At 46.7% G+C, this 15,598-nt stretch carries 10 protein-coding genes; 8 read left to right on the top strand and 2 right to left on the bottom strand.

Annotation, left to right across the window (positions count from 1 at the left end; all coding sequences use genetic code 11):
* Positions 1-30: 30 nt before the first annotated feature.
* Together H7198_RS05200 and ade are read right to left on the bottom strand one after the other, a co-directional pair.
* The gene (locus H7198_RS05200) at positions 31-534 is read right to left on the bottom strand and encodes a hypothetical protein (protein WP_274458714.1); all 504 of its coding nucleotides are present in this window, start codon (positions 532-534) and stop codon (positions 31-33) included.
* Positions 535-544: 10 nt separating this feature from the next.
* Positions 545-2,203: an adenine deaminase gene (gene ade, locus H7198_RS05195; RefSeq protein WP_274458713.1), complete on the bottom strand. Its 1,659-nt coding sequence runs from the start codon at positions 2,201-2,203 to the stop codon at positions 545-547.
* A 247-nt stretch (positions 2,204-2,450) separates the two neighbouring features.
* On the opposite strand from ade, the gene glmS reads away from it, so the two are divergent.
* From glmS to H7198_RS05155, 8 genes are all read left to right on the top strand, one after another.
* A complete protein-coding gene (gene glmS, locus H7198_RS05190) occupies positions 2,451-4,259 on the top strand; it encodes a glutamine--fructose-6-phosphate transaminase (isomerizing) (RefSeq protein WP_274458712.1) in 1,809 nt (602 codons plus the stop codon).
* Between the two features lie 148 nt (positions 4,260-4,407).
* A complete protein-coding gene (locus tag H7198_RS05185; protein ID WP_274458711.1) occupies positions 4,408-5,199 on the top strand; it encodes an isoprenyl transferase in 792 nt (263 codons plus the stop codon).
* A 21-nt stretch (positions 5,200-5,220) separates the two neighbouring features.
* Complete coding sequence (locus H7198_RS05180) at positions 5,221-6,024, top strand: phosphatidate cytidylyltransferase (RefSeq protein ID WP_274458710.1); 804 nt, start codon at positions 5,221-5,223, stop codon at positions 6,022-6,024.
* 31 nt (positions 6,025-6,055) lie between these two features.
* On the top strand, positions 6,056-7,312 hold the full coding sequence (gene rseP / locus H7198_RS05175) for an RIP metalloprotease RseP (RefSeq protein ID WP_274458709.1): 1,257 nt from the start codon (positions 6,056-6,058) through the stop codon (positions 7,310-7,312).
* Between the two features lie 54 nt (positions 7,313-7,366).
* Positions 7,367-9,082 (top strand): proline--tRNA ligase, encoded by a 1,716-nt coding sequence (locus tag H7198_RS05170; protein ID WP_274458708.1) that lies wholly within the window; start codon positions 7,367-7,369, stop codon positions 9,080-9,082.
* Between the two features lie 55 nt (positions 9,083-9,137).
* Complete coding sequence (locus tag H7198_RS05165) at positions 9,138-13,451, top strand: PolC-type DNA polymerase III (RefSeq protein WP_274458707.1); 4,314 nt, start codon at positions 9,138-9,140, stop codon at positions 13,449-13,451.
* 109 nt (positions 13,452-13,560) lie between these two features.
* Positions 13,561-15,012 carry an NCS2 family permease gene (locus H7198_RS05160; RefSeq protein ID WP_274458706.1) on the top strand — a complete coding sequence of 484 codons (1,452 nt, stop codon included), beginning with the start codon at positions 13,561-13,563 and terminating at the stop codon, positions 15,010-15,012.
* Positions 15,013-15,238: 226 nt separating this feature from the next.
* A complete protein-coding gene (locus H7198_RS05155; RefSeq protein WP_274458705.1) occupies positions 15,239-15,490 on the top strand; it encodes a KxYKxGKxW signal peptide domain-containing protein in 252 nt (83 codons plus the stop codon).
* The last annotated feature ends 108 nt before the right edge of the window (positions 15,491-15,598 follow it).

Here is a 15,598-nt window from a genome sequence, read left to right as displayed (position 1 = left end):
GTCAAACATTTTGTTTGGCTGCTTTTGATTTTATTCTGCCGAGAAGATTGGCTTTAGTTGCTTTTTCAATTCACCATCAGGATCATTGGCATACTTTAAGTAGTCCGCCCAGTAGGCATCTTCAATTAGTAGTGCTTCGGCTAGTTGCTTTGGAACCTTAGAACGAGGGATGCTTCCATTGGCATCACGAGGCCCTTTGTATTCTTTAACAAAGTCCGCAAAGCGCTTTTCCAAGACGATGGCTTCCGGGCCGAACCAGTTGTGTGGTTCTACCGTTAGGAAGGATTCGTCAAATTGGTAGGGTACCCAAACCGGTTGGTCAACCGCAACGCGTAGGGGATGCACTAGCTTTTGCAGCTGTACTTGTCCGATGGCAATGTCGGCAATGGCCGCTGCCATCCCCGATGGTAGACCTTTCTCAGAGTTCTCTTCTGCCACGAGTAAGAAAGTCCCTTGAACGTTTTGGTTGGCTTTGACCTCTTGTCCAACAAGGACACGCATTAATTCTTTTGCTGGTATATTGATTGCTTTCATGGATACTATTCTAATCTTGAATGCCGATAAACTCAAACTTTTCGACGTCGAAGAGCCCTTGATCGGTAATCTTGAGACTAGGAATAACGGGAAGGGCCATGAAAGAAAGGGTGAGGAATGGGTCAAAAGTCAAATCTGAAATTTCAGCAAAGGCCGCGTTCAAGCGGTCTTGACCCTCAATCAATTCTTCGTAGGACTTATCAGACATTAGGCCACCGATTGGAAGTGGAAGAGCGGTGACTTTTCCGTTGTTAACAACAACCTGACCCCCACCAATCTTCTTCAACTCAGCAACGGCAATCGCCATGTCTTGATCGTTTTGACCAGCGACAATTACGTTGTGCGAGTCGTGGGCAATGGTGGAGGCGATGGCTCCTTGCTTGAGGTTTAATCCCTTGATGATACCCAATCCATGACCAAGGTCGTGGTAACGTTCAATGACGGCGACTTTGGCATGGTTAATATCTGCTACAAAATTGCCATCCTTATCGACAGCTACCTTCTCGACAACATGCTTGGTTGTGATGTGGTGTGGCTCAATTTCGATGACATGGGCAGGCTTAGTTGCATCCAATGGCAAAGTCAGGTCGGACTCTTCAAAGGTCAAATTAATTTGCTGACCAGGCAACCAGAGAACGGGCTGCTTTTGGTCTTCGAAGAATTCACCGCTGACCATGGTATGGGCAACCTGAACAGCTTTTAAATCGTCTAGAATGATCAGGTCGGCTTCGTAACCAGGGGCAATGGCCCCAACGTTTTGAAGGTGGTGGGCCTGTGCAGCATTCAAAGAGGCCATGGTGTAAGCCATTTCAGGCGCAATGCCTTCTTCAATGGCTAAGGCCACGTTAAAGTTAATGGAACCTTCGTCTTGGATGTCCTTTGCGGACTTGTCATCGGTGGCGAAGGCAAAGTGCCCTTGGTTAGCCTCAGAAACGGCTGGTAAGAGTGCCTTTTCGTCCCGTTCGACCGTTCCTTCACGGATGAAGACGTTCATGCCGGCTGAAACACGGTCTAGTGCTTCTTTAACGGATGTTGCTTCGTGGTCGGTGTCAATGCCGTAGGCACGGTAAACAGCCAACTGGTCAGGGCCTAATCCTGCCCCGTGTCCGTCAACGTGCTTGCCGGCTTCTTGAGCGTCCTTAATCTTTTGTAACATGTCGTCATCTGCATTAGCAACGGCAGGGTAGTCCATCACTTCGGCCAGACCAGCCACTTCCTTGTGTTGGTAGAAGGGCTTCAAGGCTTCGGCGTCCAAAGTCGCTCCGGCATGTTCGAAGTTAGTGGCTGGCACGGAAGAAGGAAGCATGTAATGAATGTGTAATGGTGTCTTCTTGGCTGAATCAATCATGTATTGAATACCGGAAACACCTGCGACTGAGGCAATTTCATGTGGGTCGGCAAAGATGCGAGTAACACCCTGCTTCAATGAGAGTCGACCAAATTCGGAGGGGGTCAACAGTGATGATTCAATGTGAAGGTGGGCGTCAATTAGGCCAGGAACTAAATATTTGCCTGAGCAGTCGATGCTTTCTTTTGCTTCGTAGGCTGTTGAGTCATCGACAAAGATGATGCGACCCTTATCAATCCAAACAGTGTTTTCTTGAAACTCCTGCGTGAAGACATTGAGAACTTGTCCGGAATGAAGACGATAATCGACTGGAATTGGCATGTGACGCTCCTTTAGATAAGTAAATTTTATATAGTTTAGCATATATTTATTTAAAATGTTCGTATTTAATCGCCGTATTTCTCATAAAATACTGACTTTTAAGAAATTATGAATGCTTTTGTTCATCCTTTCTGTCTATACCAATCGTTAAATTGGTCTTTAACAAAGTCGTAGACCTTGCTAAAATAGCGGTATACGATAATTTAAATTTAAAAAACCAATTTTTATATGAAAGTGAGATTCAACCATGTGCGGAATTGTTGGTGTTACTGGAGTTGGGGATGCACTACCTTACCTCCTACAAGGATTACAAAAGCTTGAGTACCGCGGCTATGATTCAGCCGGGGTCTATTTGTCTGATGCTTCAGGCAAGGATGCTTTAATTAAGGAAAAGGGCCGTGTTTCAAAGTTGGCTGAAAAGGCCATTGCCGAAACAAAGGGCTTCAAGGGGACTGCCGGAATTGCCCACACCCGTTGGGCAACCCACGGTAACGTAACTGTTGAAAACGCCCACCCACAGAAGTCTGCGGATAACCGTTTCTTCCTCGTTCACAACGGTGTGATTGAAAACTACAAGGAATTGACAGACACTTACTTGCAAGGTGTGCACTTCGTATCTGAAACGGATACTGAAGTGGCCGTGCAATTGGTCGACAAGTTCTCTAAGGATGGCATGGCAACACCTGATGCCTTCCGTAAGATGATTTCCCTTTTGGATGGTAACTCAGCCTACGGTTTCCTTTTGGTTGACCACGAAGATCCAGAAACGCTTTACGTTGCGAAGAAGAAGTCACCGCTCTTGGTTGGTGTTTCTGACCATGGTAATGCTGTTACTTCTGATGCCGCAGCCATGATTGATTTGACGAAGGACTTCATCGAATTGCGCGATGGTGACATTGCGATTGTTAAGCCAAAGTCAGTGACAATCTATGACGAAGCTGGTGAACAGGTTAACCGCGAACCATTTACTTTGGAAATTGATCCTGAAGATACAGATAAGGGTGCTTATCCTTACTACATGTTGAAGGAAATCGATGAACAAGCCGTTGTCGCTCGTAACATCGCTGGTCACTACTACGATGACGAAGGTAACTTGCAGGGGATTGCTCCTGAAATTACCGATGCCATCAAGAAGGCTGACCGTCTTTACATCGTTGCCGCTGGTACTTCATACCACGCTGGTTTGATTGGTAAGCGTTACTTTGAACAGTGGGCAAAGATTCCTACAGAAGTGCACATTGCTTCTGAATTTGCTTACGACCAACCAATGTTGTCAGACAAGCCATTCTTCATCTTCTTGTCACAGTCTGGTGAAACAGCCGATTCCCGTGAAGTTTTGGATAACGTGAAGAAGCAAGGCTTCCCAGCTTTGACTTTGGCAAACGTAATGAACTCAACTTTGACTCGTGAAGCGGACTTCGCCTTGCCTGTCTTGGCTGGACCTGAAATCGCCGTTGCTTCAACCAAGGCCTATACGGCTCAGGTATTGGTTCAAGCTATCTTGGCCTCTGCCTTGGGTAACCCTGGCTTTGACTTGAAGGCTGAATTAGCAAAGGTTGCCGTTGAAATTCAAGCTATCACTGATGAAAAGGAAAGCTTTAAGAAGATTGCTGAATCCGCATTGAAGAATCAGCACTCAGCTTTCTACATCGGTCGTGGCTTGGATGCCGCCGTTGCTTTGGAAGCGGCCTTGAAGTTGAAGGAAATCTCATACATCCAGACTGAAGGATTCGCTGCTGGTGAATTGAAGCATGGAACGATTTCTTTGATTGAAGATGGCACACCTGTCTTTGCCTTGTTGACACAAAAAAAGACGGCCGGCTTGCTCCGTGGGGAAGTTGCTCAAGTGGCGGCCCGTGGCGCGAACACGATTGTCTTTGCTTCTGAATCTTTGGCAAAGGATGGGGATGCCTATGTCTTGCCTGAAGTGAACGAACTCTTGATGCCACTCTTAGCGGTTATCCCAGCCCAATTGATTGCCTACTACGCAACTTTGGATCGTGGCTTGGATGTTGACCGTCCTCGTAACTTGGCCAAGTCTGTTACGGTTCAGTAAGATTTTAATAAAGCCTTGTTGAAACCCTGTTATAAGGGGGTGCGGCAAGTATCAAAAAGCCGATGAATTTTCATCGGTTTTTTTGTTTGTCTTCTTTAATTCTGGTAAAATGGTGAAGAGTATTTTTCAAATTTTAGGGGTATCATTTATGTCATTCTTTTCTGGAATGTTTTCTACGAAAAAAGCTGCATCACCAAGCTTTGAAGCTGCATTAGCAGCCGGTGAATACAAGGTACCAAAACACTTAGCCATCATCATGGATGGTAATGGCCGCTGGGCTAAAAAGCGTCATCTCCCACGTGTCGCTGGACACAAAGAGGGGATGGAAACGGTCAAGCGTGTCACCCGGTTGGCTAGCAAGGCTGGCGTTCAAGTTTTGACGGTTTACGCTTTCTCAACTGAAAACTGGTCACGTCCGACCGATGAAGTAAAGTTCTTAATGAAACTGCCCGTGACTTTTTTCGACACTTTTGTGCCGGAATTGATTGAGCAAAATGTCAAAGTGGAGACGATTGGTGACATCGACCGTCTTCCTGAAGCAACCAAACAGGCCGTTATCAAGGCGAAGGCTGACACTGCTGCTAATACTGGCTTGATTTTGAACTTTGCCCTAAACTACGGGGGTCAGCAGGAAATTGCGGATGCAGCAGCTGCATTGGCAGAACGGGTGGCTGCGGGTGAATTGCAACCGGAAGACATCAATAAGGACATGTTGGCTTCTGAGTTAACCACTGGCTTCCTTGGCGACTTGGCGAACCCTGATTTGATTGTGCGTACTTCTGGCGAAGAGCGCCTGTCAAACTTCCTGCCTTACCAGGCGGCCTATTCCGAGTTCTACTTTACCGATGTTTTCTGGCCAGACTTTGACGATGTTGATTTTGAAGCGGCCTTGGCAGCATACACAAAACGTGATCGTCGTTTTGGAAAAGTAAAAGCTTAATTTTGAAAGAGAGAATTTAAAATGCAAACGCGCATTATTACGGCAATTGTGGCCTTGGCGGTCTTTGTACCCCTTGTGGTCATTGGTAAATTACCATTGTTGTTGTTGACGATTGCCTTGGGCTGGGTAGCCATGGGCGAAATGCTTCGGATGACCAAGACACTCTTGGTTTCCTTCGAAGCCCTCTTGTCTTTGACAGGAGTTGTTGCTCTGGTTGTTCCGAACAACTTCTGGATTTGGGTATCTGATAACTGGCCAATGACGGTCACTTCAGACACGGTGGTTTCAACCATTGCCTTCTTGTTCCTCTTGCGGACAGTCCTGTCAAAGAAGTCCTTTAACATTAACTATGCCGGTGTTCTCTTCCTATCAATGGTTTACATTGGTAAGGGATTCCACTACTTCTACTTAGCTGATCAAAAGGGCTTGGCCGTGTTGTTCTTCGGAATGTTGACGGTTTGGATTACGGATTCCTTTGCTTACTTCTGTGGAAAAGCCTACGGAAAGCACAAGTTAGCCCCAACCATCTCACCAAACAAGACCTGGGAAGGTTCTGTTTCTGGTTCTGTGATTGCCATCGTTGTGATGACAGTCTTGTATTCAGCAACCGGTTGGTTACACCGTCCAGTTTTGGAACTCTTGTTAGCAACAGTCTTCCTATCAATCGGTGGACAGCTTGGTGATTTGATTGAATCATCCTTCAAGCGTCACTTCGGTGTGAAGGATTCAGGAAACATCTTGCCTGGTCACGGTGGTATCCTGGACCGTTTTGATTCCATGCTAGTTGTGATGCCAATGCTTTCAATTCTTGGTTTCTTGCAGTAATCGCTATTTCTTTTAGTAAGGAGGGTGCCCAATGTCAATAACAGCCATCATTGCATTTCTAATTGTTTTTGGCCTATTGGTTTCATTTCACGAATTCGGCCATTTCATTGTGGCGAAAAAGTCCGGTGTGCTCGTTCGTGAATTTGCCATTGGCATGGGCCCTAAGATTTTTGCTTGGTACAAGAATGACACGACTTATACGATTCGCTTGCTGCCAGTTGGTGGCTACGTTCGAATGGCTTCGGAAGAAGACCATGATGATCTAGAAGCCGGACAGCGCTTGTACTTGCAACAAAACGACGAGGGTTTGGTTACAAACATTGATTTGCGCGCTGACCAGGAAGAAGCTGGCTTCCTTTTCCAAATTGACCAGGCGGACTTGGTTGATGCGATGACTTTAACGGGTTTCCGTTATGGTTCGGAAGATTCTGAAACACTTTCTGTTTCAAAAGATGCCACCATCGTTGATGATTCTGGTCAGGAAAACCGGGTAGCACCCCGTTCATCTTGGGTTGAATCAGCACCGGCAATTAAGCGGGTTTTCATTAACTTAGCTGGGCCTGCGATGAACTTTATTCTGGCAATTATCGCCGCTTTGATTTTGGCCTTCTCACTCAGCCAAGTTTCTTTGAATGAACCGATTCTGGGACAGGTTGTGTCGAATCAACCGGCTGCCCAAGCTGGCTTGAAGGTGAACGATAAGATGAAGGCCGTTAACGGGCAGTCTGTTAAGACCTTTACCGACTTTGCCACGGAAGTTGCCGAGCAAAAGGGCAAGACCATGACCATTCGCTATGAGCGAAAGGGTCAGGAAAAGACAACCAAGGTCACGCCAGAAGCTGTGACCGTATCTGGTCAAAAGGCCTATCGGATTGGCGTGGTTGCCAAGGGCGAGACTGGCTTTGGTGATCGCTTACAGTACGGCTTCTTGATGTGGAAATCTTGGTTTACTCAAGTCTCTGACGGAATCGTCAATTTGTTCACCACGTCTTTTTCATTGAACAAGTTAGGCGGACCGGTCATGCTGGCTAAGGCCACTTCGACAGCTACCAACCAAGGTTTCATGACGGTTTTGGCACTGCTTGGTATGTTGTCTGTTAACCTCGGTTTGATTAACTTACTACCAATCCCACCATTGGACGGTGGTAAAGTCTTCTTGGACCTTTACGAGTCAATTTTCCGCCACCCATTCCCAAAGTTCTTAGCAAATGGTTTAATAATGGTTGGGACAATTGCCTTAGTTATTTTGATGATTTTGGTTACCGCCAAAGATTTGATTCAATTTTAAATTCATGGGGAGTTTTCCCCGTACATAATCTAACCAACAGGAAAGAAGGAAATTATGAAACAAACACAGCTTTTTATGCCAACATTGCGTGAAGTACCTGCTGATGCTGAAGTGAAGTCCCATCAGTTGTTGTTGAAAGCCGGTTACATCCGTCCGGTATCTGCCGGAGCCTTTGCCTACTTACCATTGGCACAACGTGTTTTGAATAAGGTCGAAGCCATCGTTCGTGAAGAAATGGCTGCTATTAACGCCAACGAAATGCTGGTTCCTGAAATCCTGCCTGCTGAACTCTGGCAAAAGTCTGGCCGTTACGCAACGTATGGTCAAGATTTGTATAAGTTTAAGAACCGCCAGGACCGTGACTTCATCTTGGGTCCAACCCACGAAGAAACTTTTACTGAATTGATTGGGAACGACATCAAGTCCTACAAGAAGTTGCCATTGGTTGTTTACCAAATTCAACAAAAGTTCCGTGACGAAGGCCGTCCACGTTTCGGTTTGCTTCGTACCCGTGAATTCATCATGAAGGATGCTTATTCATTTACAGCCGATTACGAAGGCTTGGATAAGATTTTCGACCAAATGGAAGGTGCCTACCGTAACATCTTCGACCGTGTTGGTTTGTCATACCGCGCCATCGTTGGGGATGCCGGTGCCATGGGTGGTTCTGATTCAAAGGAATTCTCAGCACCTGCTGCTGCCGGTGAAGATATCATCGCTTACTCTGATGGATCTGACTACGCCGCTAACTTGGAAATGGCCAAGGACTACTACGAACGCGTTGACCGTTCTGGTGAAGCACAGGCTGACCTTGAAAAGATTGATACGCCAAACGCGAAGACAATCGAAGAATTGTCAGAATTGTTGAACCGCCCTGCAGAAGAATTAGTGAAGACGATTCTTGTTGCTGGACCAGAAGGTGAATTGGCAGCCGTTGTGACAACGGGTGACTTTGAAGTCAACTTGGTCAAGGTACAAAACTTCTTGGGCTTGCCTGAAGTGGAATTGGCGGATGAAGCCCTTGTACAAGAAAAGTTGGGCGCTTCATTTGGCTCACTTGGACCAGTTGGTTTGCCAGAAGACGTTAAGCTCTTGGTCGACGAACGTGCCGCTGACTTAGTGAACTTTGCAGCCGGTGCCAACGAGGACGGTAAGCACTACTTGAACATCAACTGGAACCGTGACGTTGACTTGGCTGATGACCAAGTGGCGGACTTCCGTACTGCTAAGGAAGGCGATTTGGCCGTTGATGGAAAGGGTAAGTTGGTCTTCACCCGTGGAATCGAAATCGGTCACATCTTTAAGCTGGGAACTCGTTATTCAGATGCCTTGGGTGCCAAGGTTTTGGACCAAAACGGTCGTTCAATCGACATGATCATGGGTTGTTATGGAATCGGAATTTCCCGTTTGTTGGCCGCCATTACCGAACAGAAGGCCGATGACAAGGGCTTGGTATGGCCAGCAGCGATTGCCCCATACGAAGTGCACATCGTCCCAGTGAACATGAAGGATGATGCGCAAGCCGCTCTTGCCGCTGACTTGGAAAAGGTTGTCGCGGATGCCGGTTTTGAAAGCTTGGTTGATGACCGTAAGGAACGTGCTGGTGTTAAATTTGCCGATTCAGAATTAATCGGTTTGCCAGTTCGATTGACGGTCGGTAAGAAGGCCAGCGAAGGAATCGTTGAAGTAACGCTTCGCCAAAGCGGTGAAAGCTTTGATATGCCTGCTTCAGAAATTGCCGCTCATTTAAACGAATGGCTAGCAAAATAAGTACTCATTAAGTCGACAAACTGTCGGCTTTTTGCCTTTCAATAAGGATGGTTCAATGGCTCTTAGTCGAAGAGAACAATTAGAAAAATTAATGGAACAGGCAGAACTGCCTGATAACTTAAAGGCGGTCTTGCAAGATGCTTCATTAGGGTCGGTTGTGGTTGACCCCGATGCTAAGTCTTGGCGCTTCGTGGTGAATAGCAAACGTGTTTTGACTTTTCCGGCTTACCTGGCCTTTTACCGGGGATTGGCTGCCAATTTCAAGCAGGTTAACGCTGTTTATCTGACAATTCAACCCGAGGAAGCCGGCTTTGGCGAAGAGGAAGTACAATCGTACTTCCACCTAGCCCTGCGTGAAACCGGATTGAACTATGCTTCGGTACAGCAGTTGGCCTCGGCTTCCTCAGTCCAATTAAAAGGACAGCAGGAGGTGGTGATTGCCACGGCAATGCCACAGTTAGCAGCGCTTTTGACGGATGATGTGCTGGCTTCTTTGACGGACATCTATGCGACCTTTGGAATGGCCGGTCTGACTTTTACGGCCCTAGTCGATGATAATCAGCAACAGCGACTGGAGGAAAGCTTTGCCTCCCACCAGCAGCAAGTTCAGGCCGACATTAATCAGGCCATTGAACGAGCTGAAAAAGCAGCCCCTAAGAAGTCTTCTGAGGGAGTGGCCCTCCGTTTAGGCCGTGCCATTAATCCGGACGCTGAAATTACCCGTTTGGAAGACATCGATGGAGAAGAATCCCGCGTTGTCATTGAGGGATACATATTTGCCGATGAAGTCCGGGAATTGCGGTCAAAGCGTAAGCTTTTAACGTTGAAGATTACGGATTACTCTTCTTCTATTTCTGCCAAGAAGTTTTCAAACAACGAGCAGGATGAGGCAGTCTTTGACCAGTTGAAGGCTGGTTGCTGGATTAAGGCCCGTGGAAATGTCCAAGAAGACACTTATGCTCGTGAATTGGTATTGAACATCTATGACCTACAGGTTGTCGATCACCAGAACCGTCAGGAAGAATACCAGGGCGAAGAGAAGCGTATTGAGTTACACGCCCATACCAACATGTCTGGGATGGACGCCGTGACCGACTTTGGTCAGGTAGCTAAGCTCGCTAAGTCCTGGGGACAGGAAGCCTTGACGGTGATGGATACTGGAAACGTCCAGGGTTATCCACAGGCTATTGATGCCGTTAAGAAAAACGATATTAAAATGATTTTTGGAATGGAAGCCAACGTCGTGGAAGACGGGGACCCCATTGCCTATAACGTTCGTGACCAAGTCTTAAATGATAAAGATTTGACCTACGTCGCATTCGATTTGGAAACAACTGGTTTGTCGGCTGTTTCCGATCGAATTATCGAATTGTCTGCTGTTAAGATGCAGATGGGAAACGTGATTGATAAGTACTCGGAGTACATTAATCCTGGCTTCCCACTGTCGGAGTTCACGACGAATTTGACTTCGATTACCGATGCCATGGTGGCCAATGCGAAGCCAGAGCAGGTCGTTATCGATAATTTCCGAGACTGGATTAAGGGTTCTGTTCTGATTGGTCACAACGTGACTTTTGATGTGGATTTCATGAACGCTACTTACGCACGTTATCAAGAGGGGCCAATTGAAGAGCCCGTTATTGATACCTTGCCATTTACCCGCTGGCTATACCCAGACTACAAGTCTTACCGTTTGGGAACTTTGGCGAAGAAGTTTGGAATCGAGTTGGAACAGGCCCACCGTGCCATTTACGATGCGGAGACGACTGGTCACCTTGGTTGGAAGCTGATTAAAGAGGCGATTAAGTCGCACGATGTGGCTAACTTAAATCAGTTGAACGATCACATGCTGGATGGGGGCGCCTGGCGCCATGGCCGTCCTTTCCACGCGTCAATTTTGATTCAAAACCCGGTGGGATTGAAGAACCTTTACCGACTCGTTTCGGAATCAAACGTTTCTTATTTCAATAAGGTGCCACGGATTCCTCGTTCCGTTTTGACCAAGTACCGTGAGGGCTTGATTATCGGTTCTGGGGATACCTCCGGTGACTTGATTGTGACCCTGATTGAAAAGGGTTACGAACCAGCCAAGAAGAAGGCTGCGTTCTACGATTACATCGAAATTCAGCCTTTGGCTAATTACCAGCCAATGTTGGATAGCGATTTGATTGCTGGGCCAAATAAGCTGAAGGATATCTTGGCCGATATGGTCAAGATTGGGGATGAGCTGAATAAGCCCGTTGTGGTAACGGGGGATGTGAAGTACACCAATCCTGAAGACCACATTTACCGTGATATCTTGATTGGCTCTCAGCCGGGGAACCCGCTGAACCGTCAGGCTCTACCACATGTTCACTTCCGTACGACTCAGGATATGTTAGAGCAGTTTGCCTTCCTTGGTGAGAAGAAAGCCAAGGAAGTGGTTATCGACAACACCCACGTAGTGGCCGATATGCTCGAAGACATTCATCCATTGAAGGAAGGATCATTCCCACCACAGATTCCAGAGGCCGGGGATGAGCTGCGCGAGAAGACTTTTGCAGCGGCTAAAAAGGCTTATGGTGACCCATTGCCTAAGATGATTCAGGAACGAATCGATAAGGAACTGAGTTCCATCATCGGTAACGGTTTCGCGCCGCACTACATGATTTCTCAGCGTTTGGTAGCAAAGTCCAACAAAGACGGCTACCTGGTTGGTTCCCGAGGTTCCGTTGGTTCCTCCTTCGTGGCTACTATGTCTGGAATTACCGAAGTGAATCCTTTGCCACCGCACTACCGGTCGGCGCACGGGGACTACTTCGAATTAGCTGATCCAAAGAAATACGGTTCCGGCTATGATTTGCCAGATAAAGAAGATCCCAACCACCCAGGCGAAATGCTGATTGGGGATGGACACAACATTCCTTTCGAAACCTTCATGGGATTCACCGGAAATAAGGTGCCCGATATCGATTTGAACTTCTCTGGTGACTACCAGCCAATCGCCCACGATTACATGAAGGTCATGTTCGGGGTTAAGAAGGTGTACCGTGCTGGAACAATTGCCACGGTCGCTGAAAAGACGGCCTTTGGTTACGTGAAGGCTTACGAGCGTGACCATGATAAAGTCTTCCGCGGAGCGGAAGAGGAACGTCTGGCTCAGGGTGTGACTGGCGTTAAGCGAACGACCGGGCAGCACCCGGGTGGTATTTTGATTGTTCCTGCCGATTACGACATCTACGACTTTACCCCCGTGCAGTACCCAGCCGATGATCAGACGGCCCTTTGGCAGACGACCCACATGGATTACCATTCCATTCACGATAACTTGTTGAAGATGGATATTCTGGGACACGATGATCCTACGATGGTTCGTACCCTAAAGGATTTGTCAGGGATTGATCCTCAGACTATCCCGGTTAACGATCCGGGGGTTTTGGGACTCTTTACTTCGACGGAGCCTTTGGGTGTCACCTCCGAGCAGATTTATTCCAACACGGGAACACTGGGCCTACCTGAATTTGGAACCGGCTTCGTGCGAAACATGTTGGAAGACACGCAGCCACACACTTTCTCTGAGTTGCTCCAGATTTCTGGACTTTCCCACGGAACCGATGTGTGGTTGGGTAACGCCCATGATTTGGTCGAGAATGGAACGGCGACGATCGCGACTGTGATTGGAACCCGTGATAAAATCATGACTGATTTGATTAACTGGGGCTTGCCTTCTTCCGATGCATTTAATATCATGGAAAAGGTTCGTAAAGGTAAGGGGATTACCGACGAGTACCAAGCTTTGATGCGTGAAAACGGTGTACCCGAGTGGTACATCGATTCTTGTTTGAAGATTAAGTACATGTTCCCCCGTGCCCACGCTGCCGCCTACGTTTTGATGGCGCTCCGAATCGCTTACTTTAAGGTTTATTTCCCAGCCGCTTATTACGCTACCTACTTCACGGTTCGTGCTAACAACTTCGATGTTGTGGCTATGGCCCGTGGTAAAGAGGCCGTGAAGGCGGCGATTGCGAAGATTCGCGATATGGGGAACGATGTCTCGAAGGGTGATCAGGATTTGTTGACCGTTTTAGAAATGGCCAACGAAGCACTCGAACGTGGCGTCTCATTCAAGATGGTTGACCTCGAACGTTCCGACGGAACGGAATGGGTCATTGATGGAAACGAATTGATTCCACCGTTCTCAGTCATTCCGGGGCTTGGGGACAACGTCGCCAACCAGATTGTTGCAGCGCGTGCTGAAAAGCCATTTATCTCGAAGGAAGATTTGAAAAAGCGTGGAAAAGTCTCGCAGACCATTATTGATTTCTTGACTCTCCATTCCGTTATTTCCGATTTGCCGGATGAGAACCAATTGTCGCTCTTTGACTTTTAATAAGGAAAAGGGACTTGCTGTTTTAGCGTGACCGTTATCGTTGATAGCGATTGTCGACCAGCAAGCAAAAAGTAAAAACTAAAAGGAGTGGGCTTAAGCCCTCAGAAAAATGGATAAATTTTTTAAACTGAAAGAAAACCAGACTTCAGTGAAGCAAGAAGTGATTGCCGGGATTACGACCTTTGTGTCAATGGCCTACGTCTTCTTCTTGAACCCTCAAATTCTCTCACAGGCGGGGATGTCACAGTTAGCCGTCTTTATTGCCGCCATCATCGTTGCCGTTTTCGGAACGTTGTTGATGGGACTGTACGCTAACGTACCATTTGCCCTCGCACCTGGAATTGGAATGCAGGCTTACTTCACTTACACCATTGTCTTTGGTTTTGGTTTCAAGTGGCAGCAGGCTTTGGCCATTGTGTTCCTGGTTGGAATGCTTGACATTGTGATTACCTTGACGCACGGACGTCAGGCAATTGTGAAAGCAATCCCAACGGAACTAAAGGCTGCCATTGGTGGTGGACTAGGGGTCTTCGTTACCTACATTGGTTTGAAGAACGCCGGTTTCATCAACTTTGTTATCTCAGGTTCAAACATTATCTCTGTTAATGACAAGCCATACGCTGGTGGTACCGTAAAGGGTGGTTTAGATTCTCTTTTGGCCTCTGGTGGTGTGACTCCTGAATTGACAAAGTTTATACAAGCTTCTGCTTTGTTGGCCTTGATTGGTCTTTTAATTTTGACTTTCTTGGTTATCCGTAAGGTGCCAGGAGCATTCTTGATCACATTGATTGCCACGACTTTGATTGGTATCCCAATGGGTGTTACCAACACGCATTTGTCAGCCGCTACTTCATTGCCAAACGCCTTCGGTGAATTTGGTCATACCTTCGGAGCTGCCTTTGGTGCCCACGGTATGGGAACGCTTTGGTCATCATGGCCACAAGCTTCATTGGCTATCGTTACTGTCTTTGCCATGGGATTGACTGGTTTGTTTGATGCCATCGGTACCTTGATTGGTATCGGTAACCAAACGGGTATCTTCTCAAAGGAAGACCAAGAAGCATTCGTTGCTGACAACTCATTCAACTCAAAGATGGATAAGGCTTTGGTTGTGGATACATTCACAACGACTTTGGCCGGTGTTGTTGGCACTTCAAACACGACGACATTCATCGAGTCAGCAACGGGTGTTGCTGCCGGTGGACGTACTGGTTTGACAAACATCGTGACTGCCCTTGGATTCTTGGCAATGCTCTTCTTGTCACCATTGGTATCCGTTATTCCAACGGCAGCTACTGCACCACTTTTGATCGTGGTTGGTATCATGATGATGGGTGAATTCAAGAAGATTGACTGGTCAGATTTGGCTGTTGCCATTCCTGCCTTCTTCACTTCAATCTTCATGGGATTCTCTTTCTCAATCTCATACGGTATCGCCGCAGGGTTCATCTTCTACATCGTTGTGAAGGTTGCCCAGGGAAAGTGGAAGGAACTGTCACCAATTCTTTTGGTTATCACAGCCTTCTTCTTGGCTAACTTTATTTTGTTGGCCTTTATCTAATTGATAAAAATAAAAAGAACTCCGATCGGATGATTGGGGTTCTTTTTTGTTGCCTTAATATTTTATATTTAAAAAAGTCAAAGCTTATTTTTTATATTCTCATTCTAATCTGTTTAAAAATTCCGATATTTAAAAATATTTTAACGTAACACTTGTAATAATAAAGTAAACCATGTAACATTACCGGAGAACGAATTTTTCAAAAGTACAGAAATAGGTATAAAAGATGACCAAAAAAGAACACTACAAGATGTATAAGTCCGGTAAGAACTGGGTTTACGCTTCGCTTGCAACGATTGCCCTTTTAACTGGGGCAACGGTTGTTGCTGAGCAACATCATGGCCATTCAATTGCTGGTATCTCAGCGAAGGCTGATGATACTGACTACAGTACAAGAGCAGCGGCGGCTGTCAACGACGCAACAACAACCCACGAAGAAGTGGATTCAGTTGAATCCGTTATGCTCGTATGTCAATAAGTTAGACACTTTTTTTACATCACTAGGTTCGATTCATAGGTATGAATCCGTTCATGATTATATCGATGGATATAGCGTGATATTCGCGTAACCAGCTCAAATTTACTC

It is taken from the genome of Fructobacillus sp. CRL 2054, from assembly GCF_028764065.1.
Classification (GTDB): Bacteria; Bacillota; Bacilli; order Lactobacillales; family Lactobacillaceae; genus Fructobacillus.
The sequence above is the reverse complement of the archived record's forward strand: the minus strand, read 5'-3'. Positions and strand labels throughout refer to the sequence as shown.

Coding starts and splice junctions, on each gene's coding strand:
- H7198_RS05160 (WP_274458706.1), top strand. CDS start 13,561: ATGGATAAATTTTTTAAACTGAAAGAAAACCAGACTTCAGTGAAGCAA.
- H7198_RS05165 (WP_274458707.1), top strand. CDS start 9,138: ATGGCTCTTAGTCGAAGAGAACAATTAGAAAAATTAATGGAACAGGCA.
- H7198_RS05155 (WP_274458705.1), top strand. CDS start 15,239: ATGACCAAAAAAGAACACTACAAGATGTATAAGTCCGGTAAGAACTGG.
- H7198_RS05180 (WP_274458710.1), top strand. CDS start 5,221: ATGCAAACGCGCATTATTACGGCAATTGTGGCCTTGGCGGTCTTTGTA.
- rseP (WP_274458709.1), top strand. CDS start 6,056: ATGTCAATAACAGCCATCATTGCATTTCTAATTGTTTTTGGCCTATTG.
- H7198_RS05170 (WP_274458708.1), top strand. CDS start 7,367: ATGAAACAAACACAGCTTTTTATGCCAACATTGCGTGAAGTACCTGCT.
- H7198_RS05185 (WP_274458711.1), top strand. CDS start 4,408: ATGTCATTCTTTTCTGGAATGTTTTCTACGAAAAAAGCTGCATCACCA.
- H7198_RS05200 (WP_274458714.1), bottom strand. CDS start 534: ATGAAAGCAATCAATATACCAGCAAAAGAATTAATGCGTGTCCTTGTT.
- ade (WP_274458713.1), bottom strand. CDS start 2,203: ATGCCAATTCCAGTCGATTATCGTCTTCATTCCGGACAAGTTCTCAAT.
- glmS (WP_274458712.1), top strand. CDS start 2,451: ATGTGCGGAATTGTTGGTGTTACTGGAGTTGGGGATGCACTACCTTAC.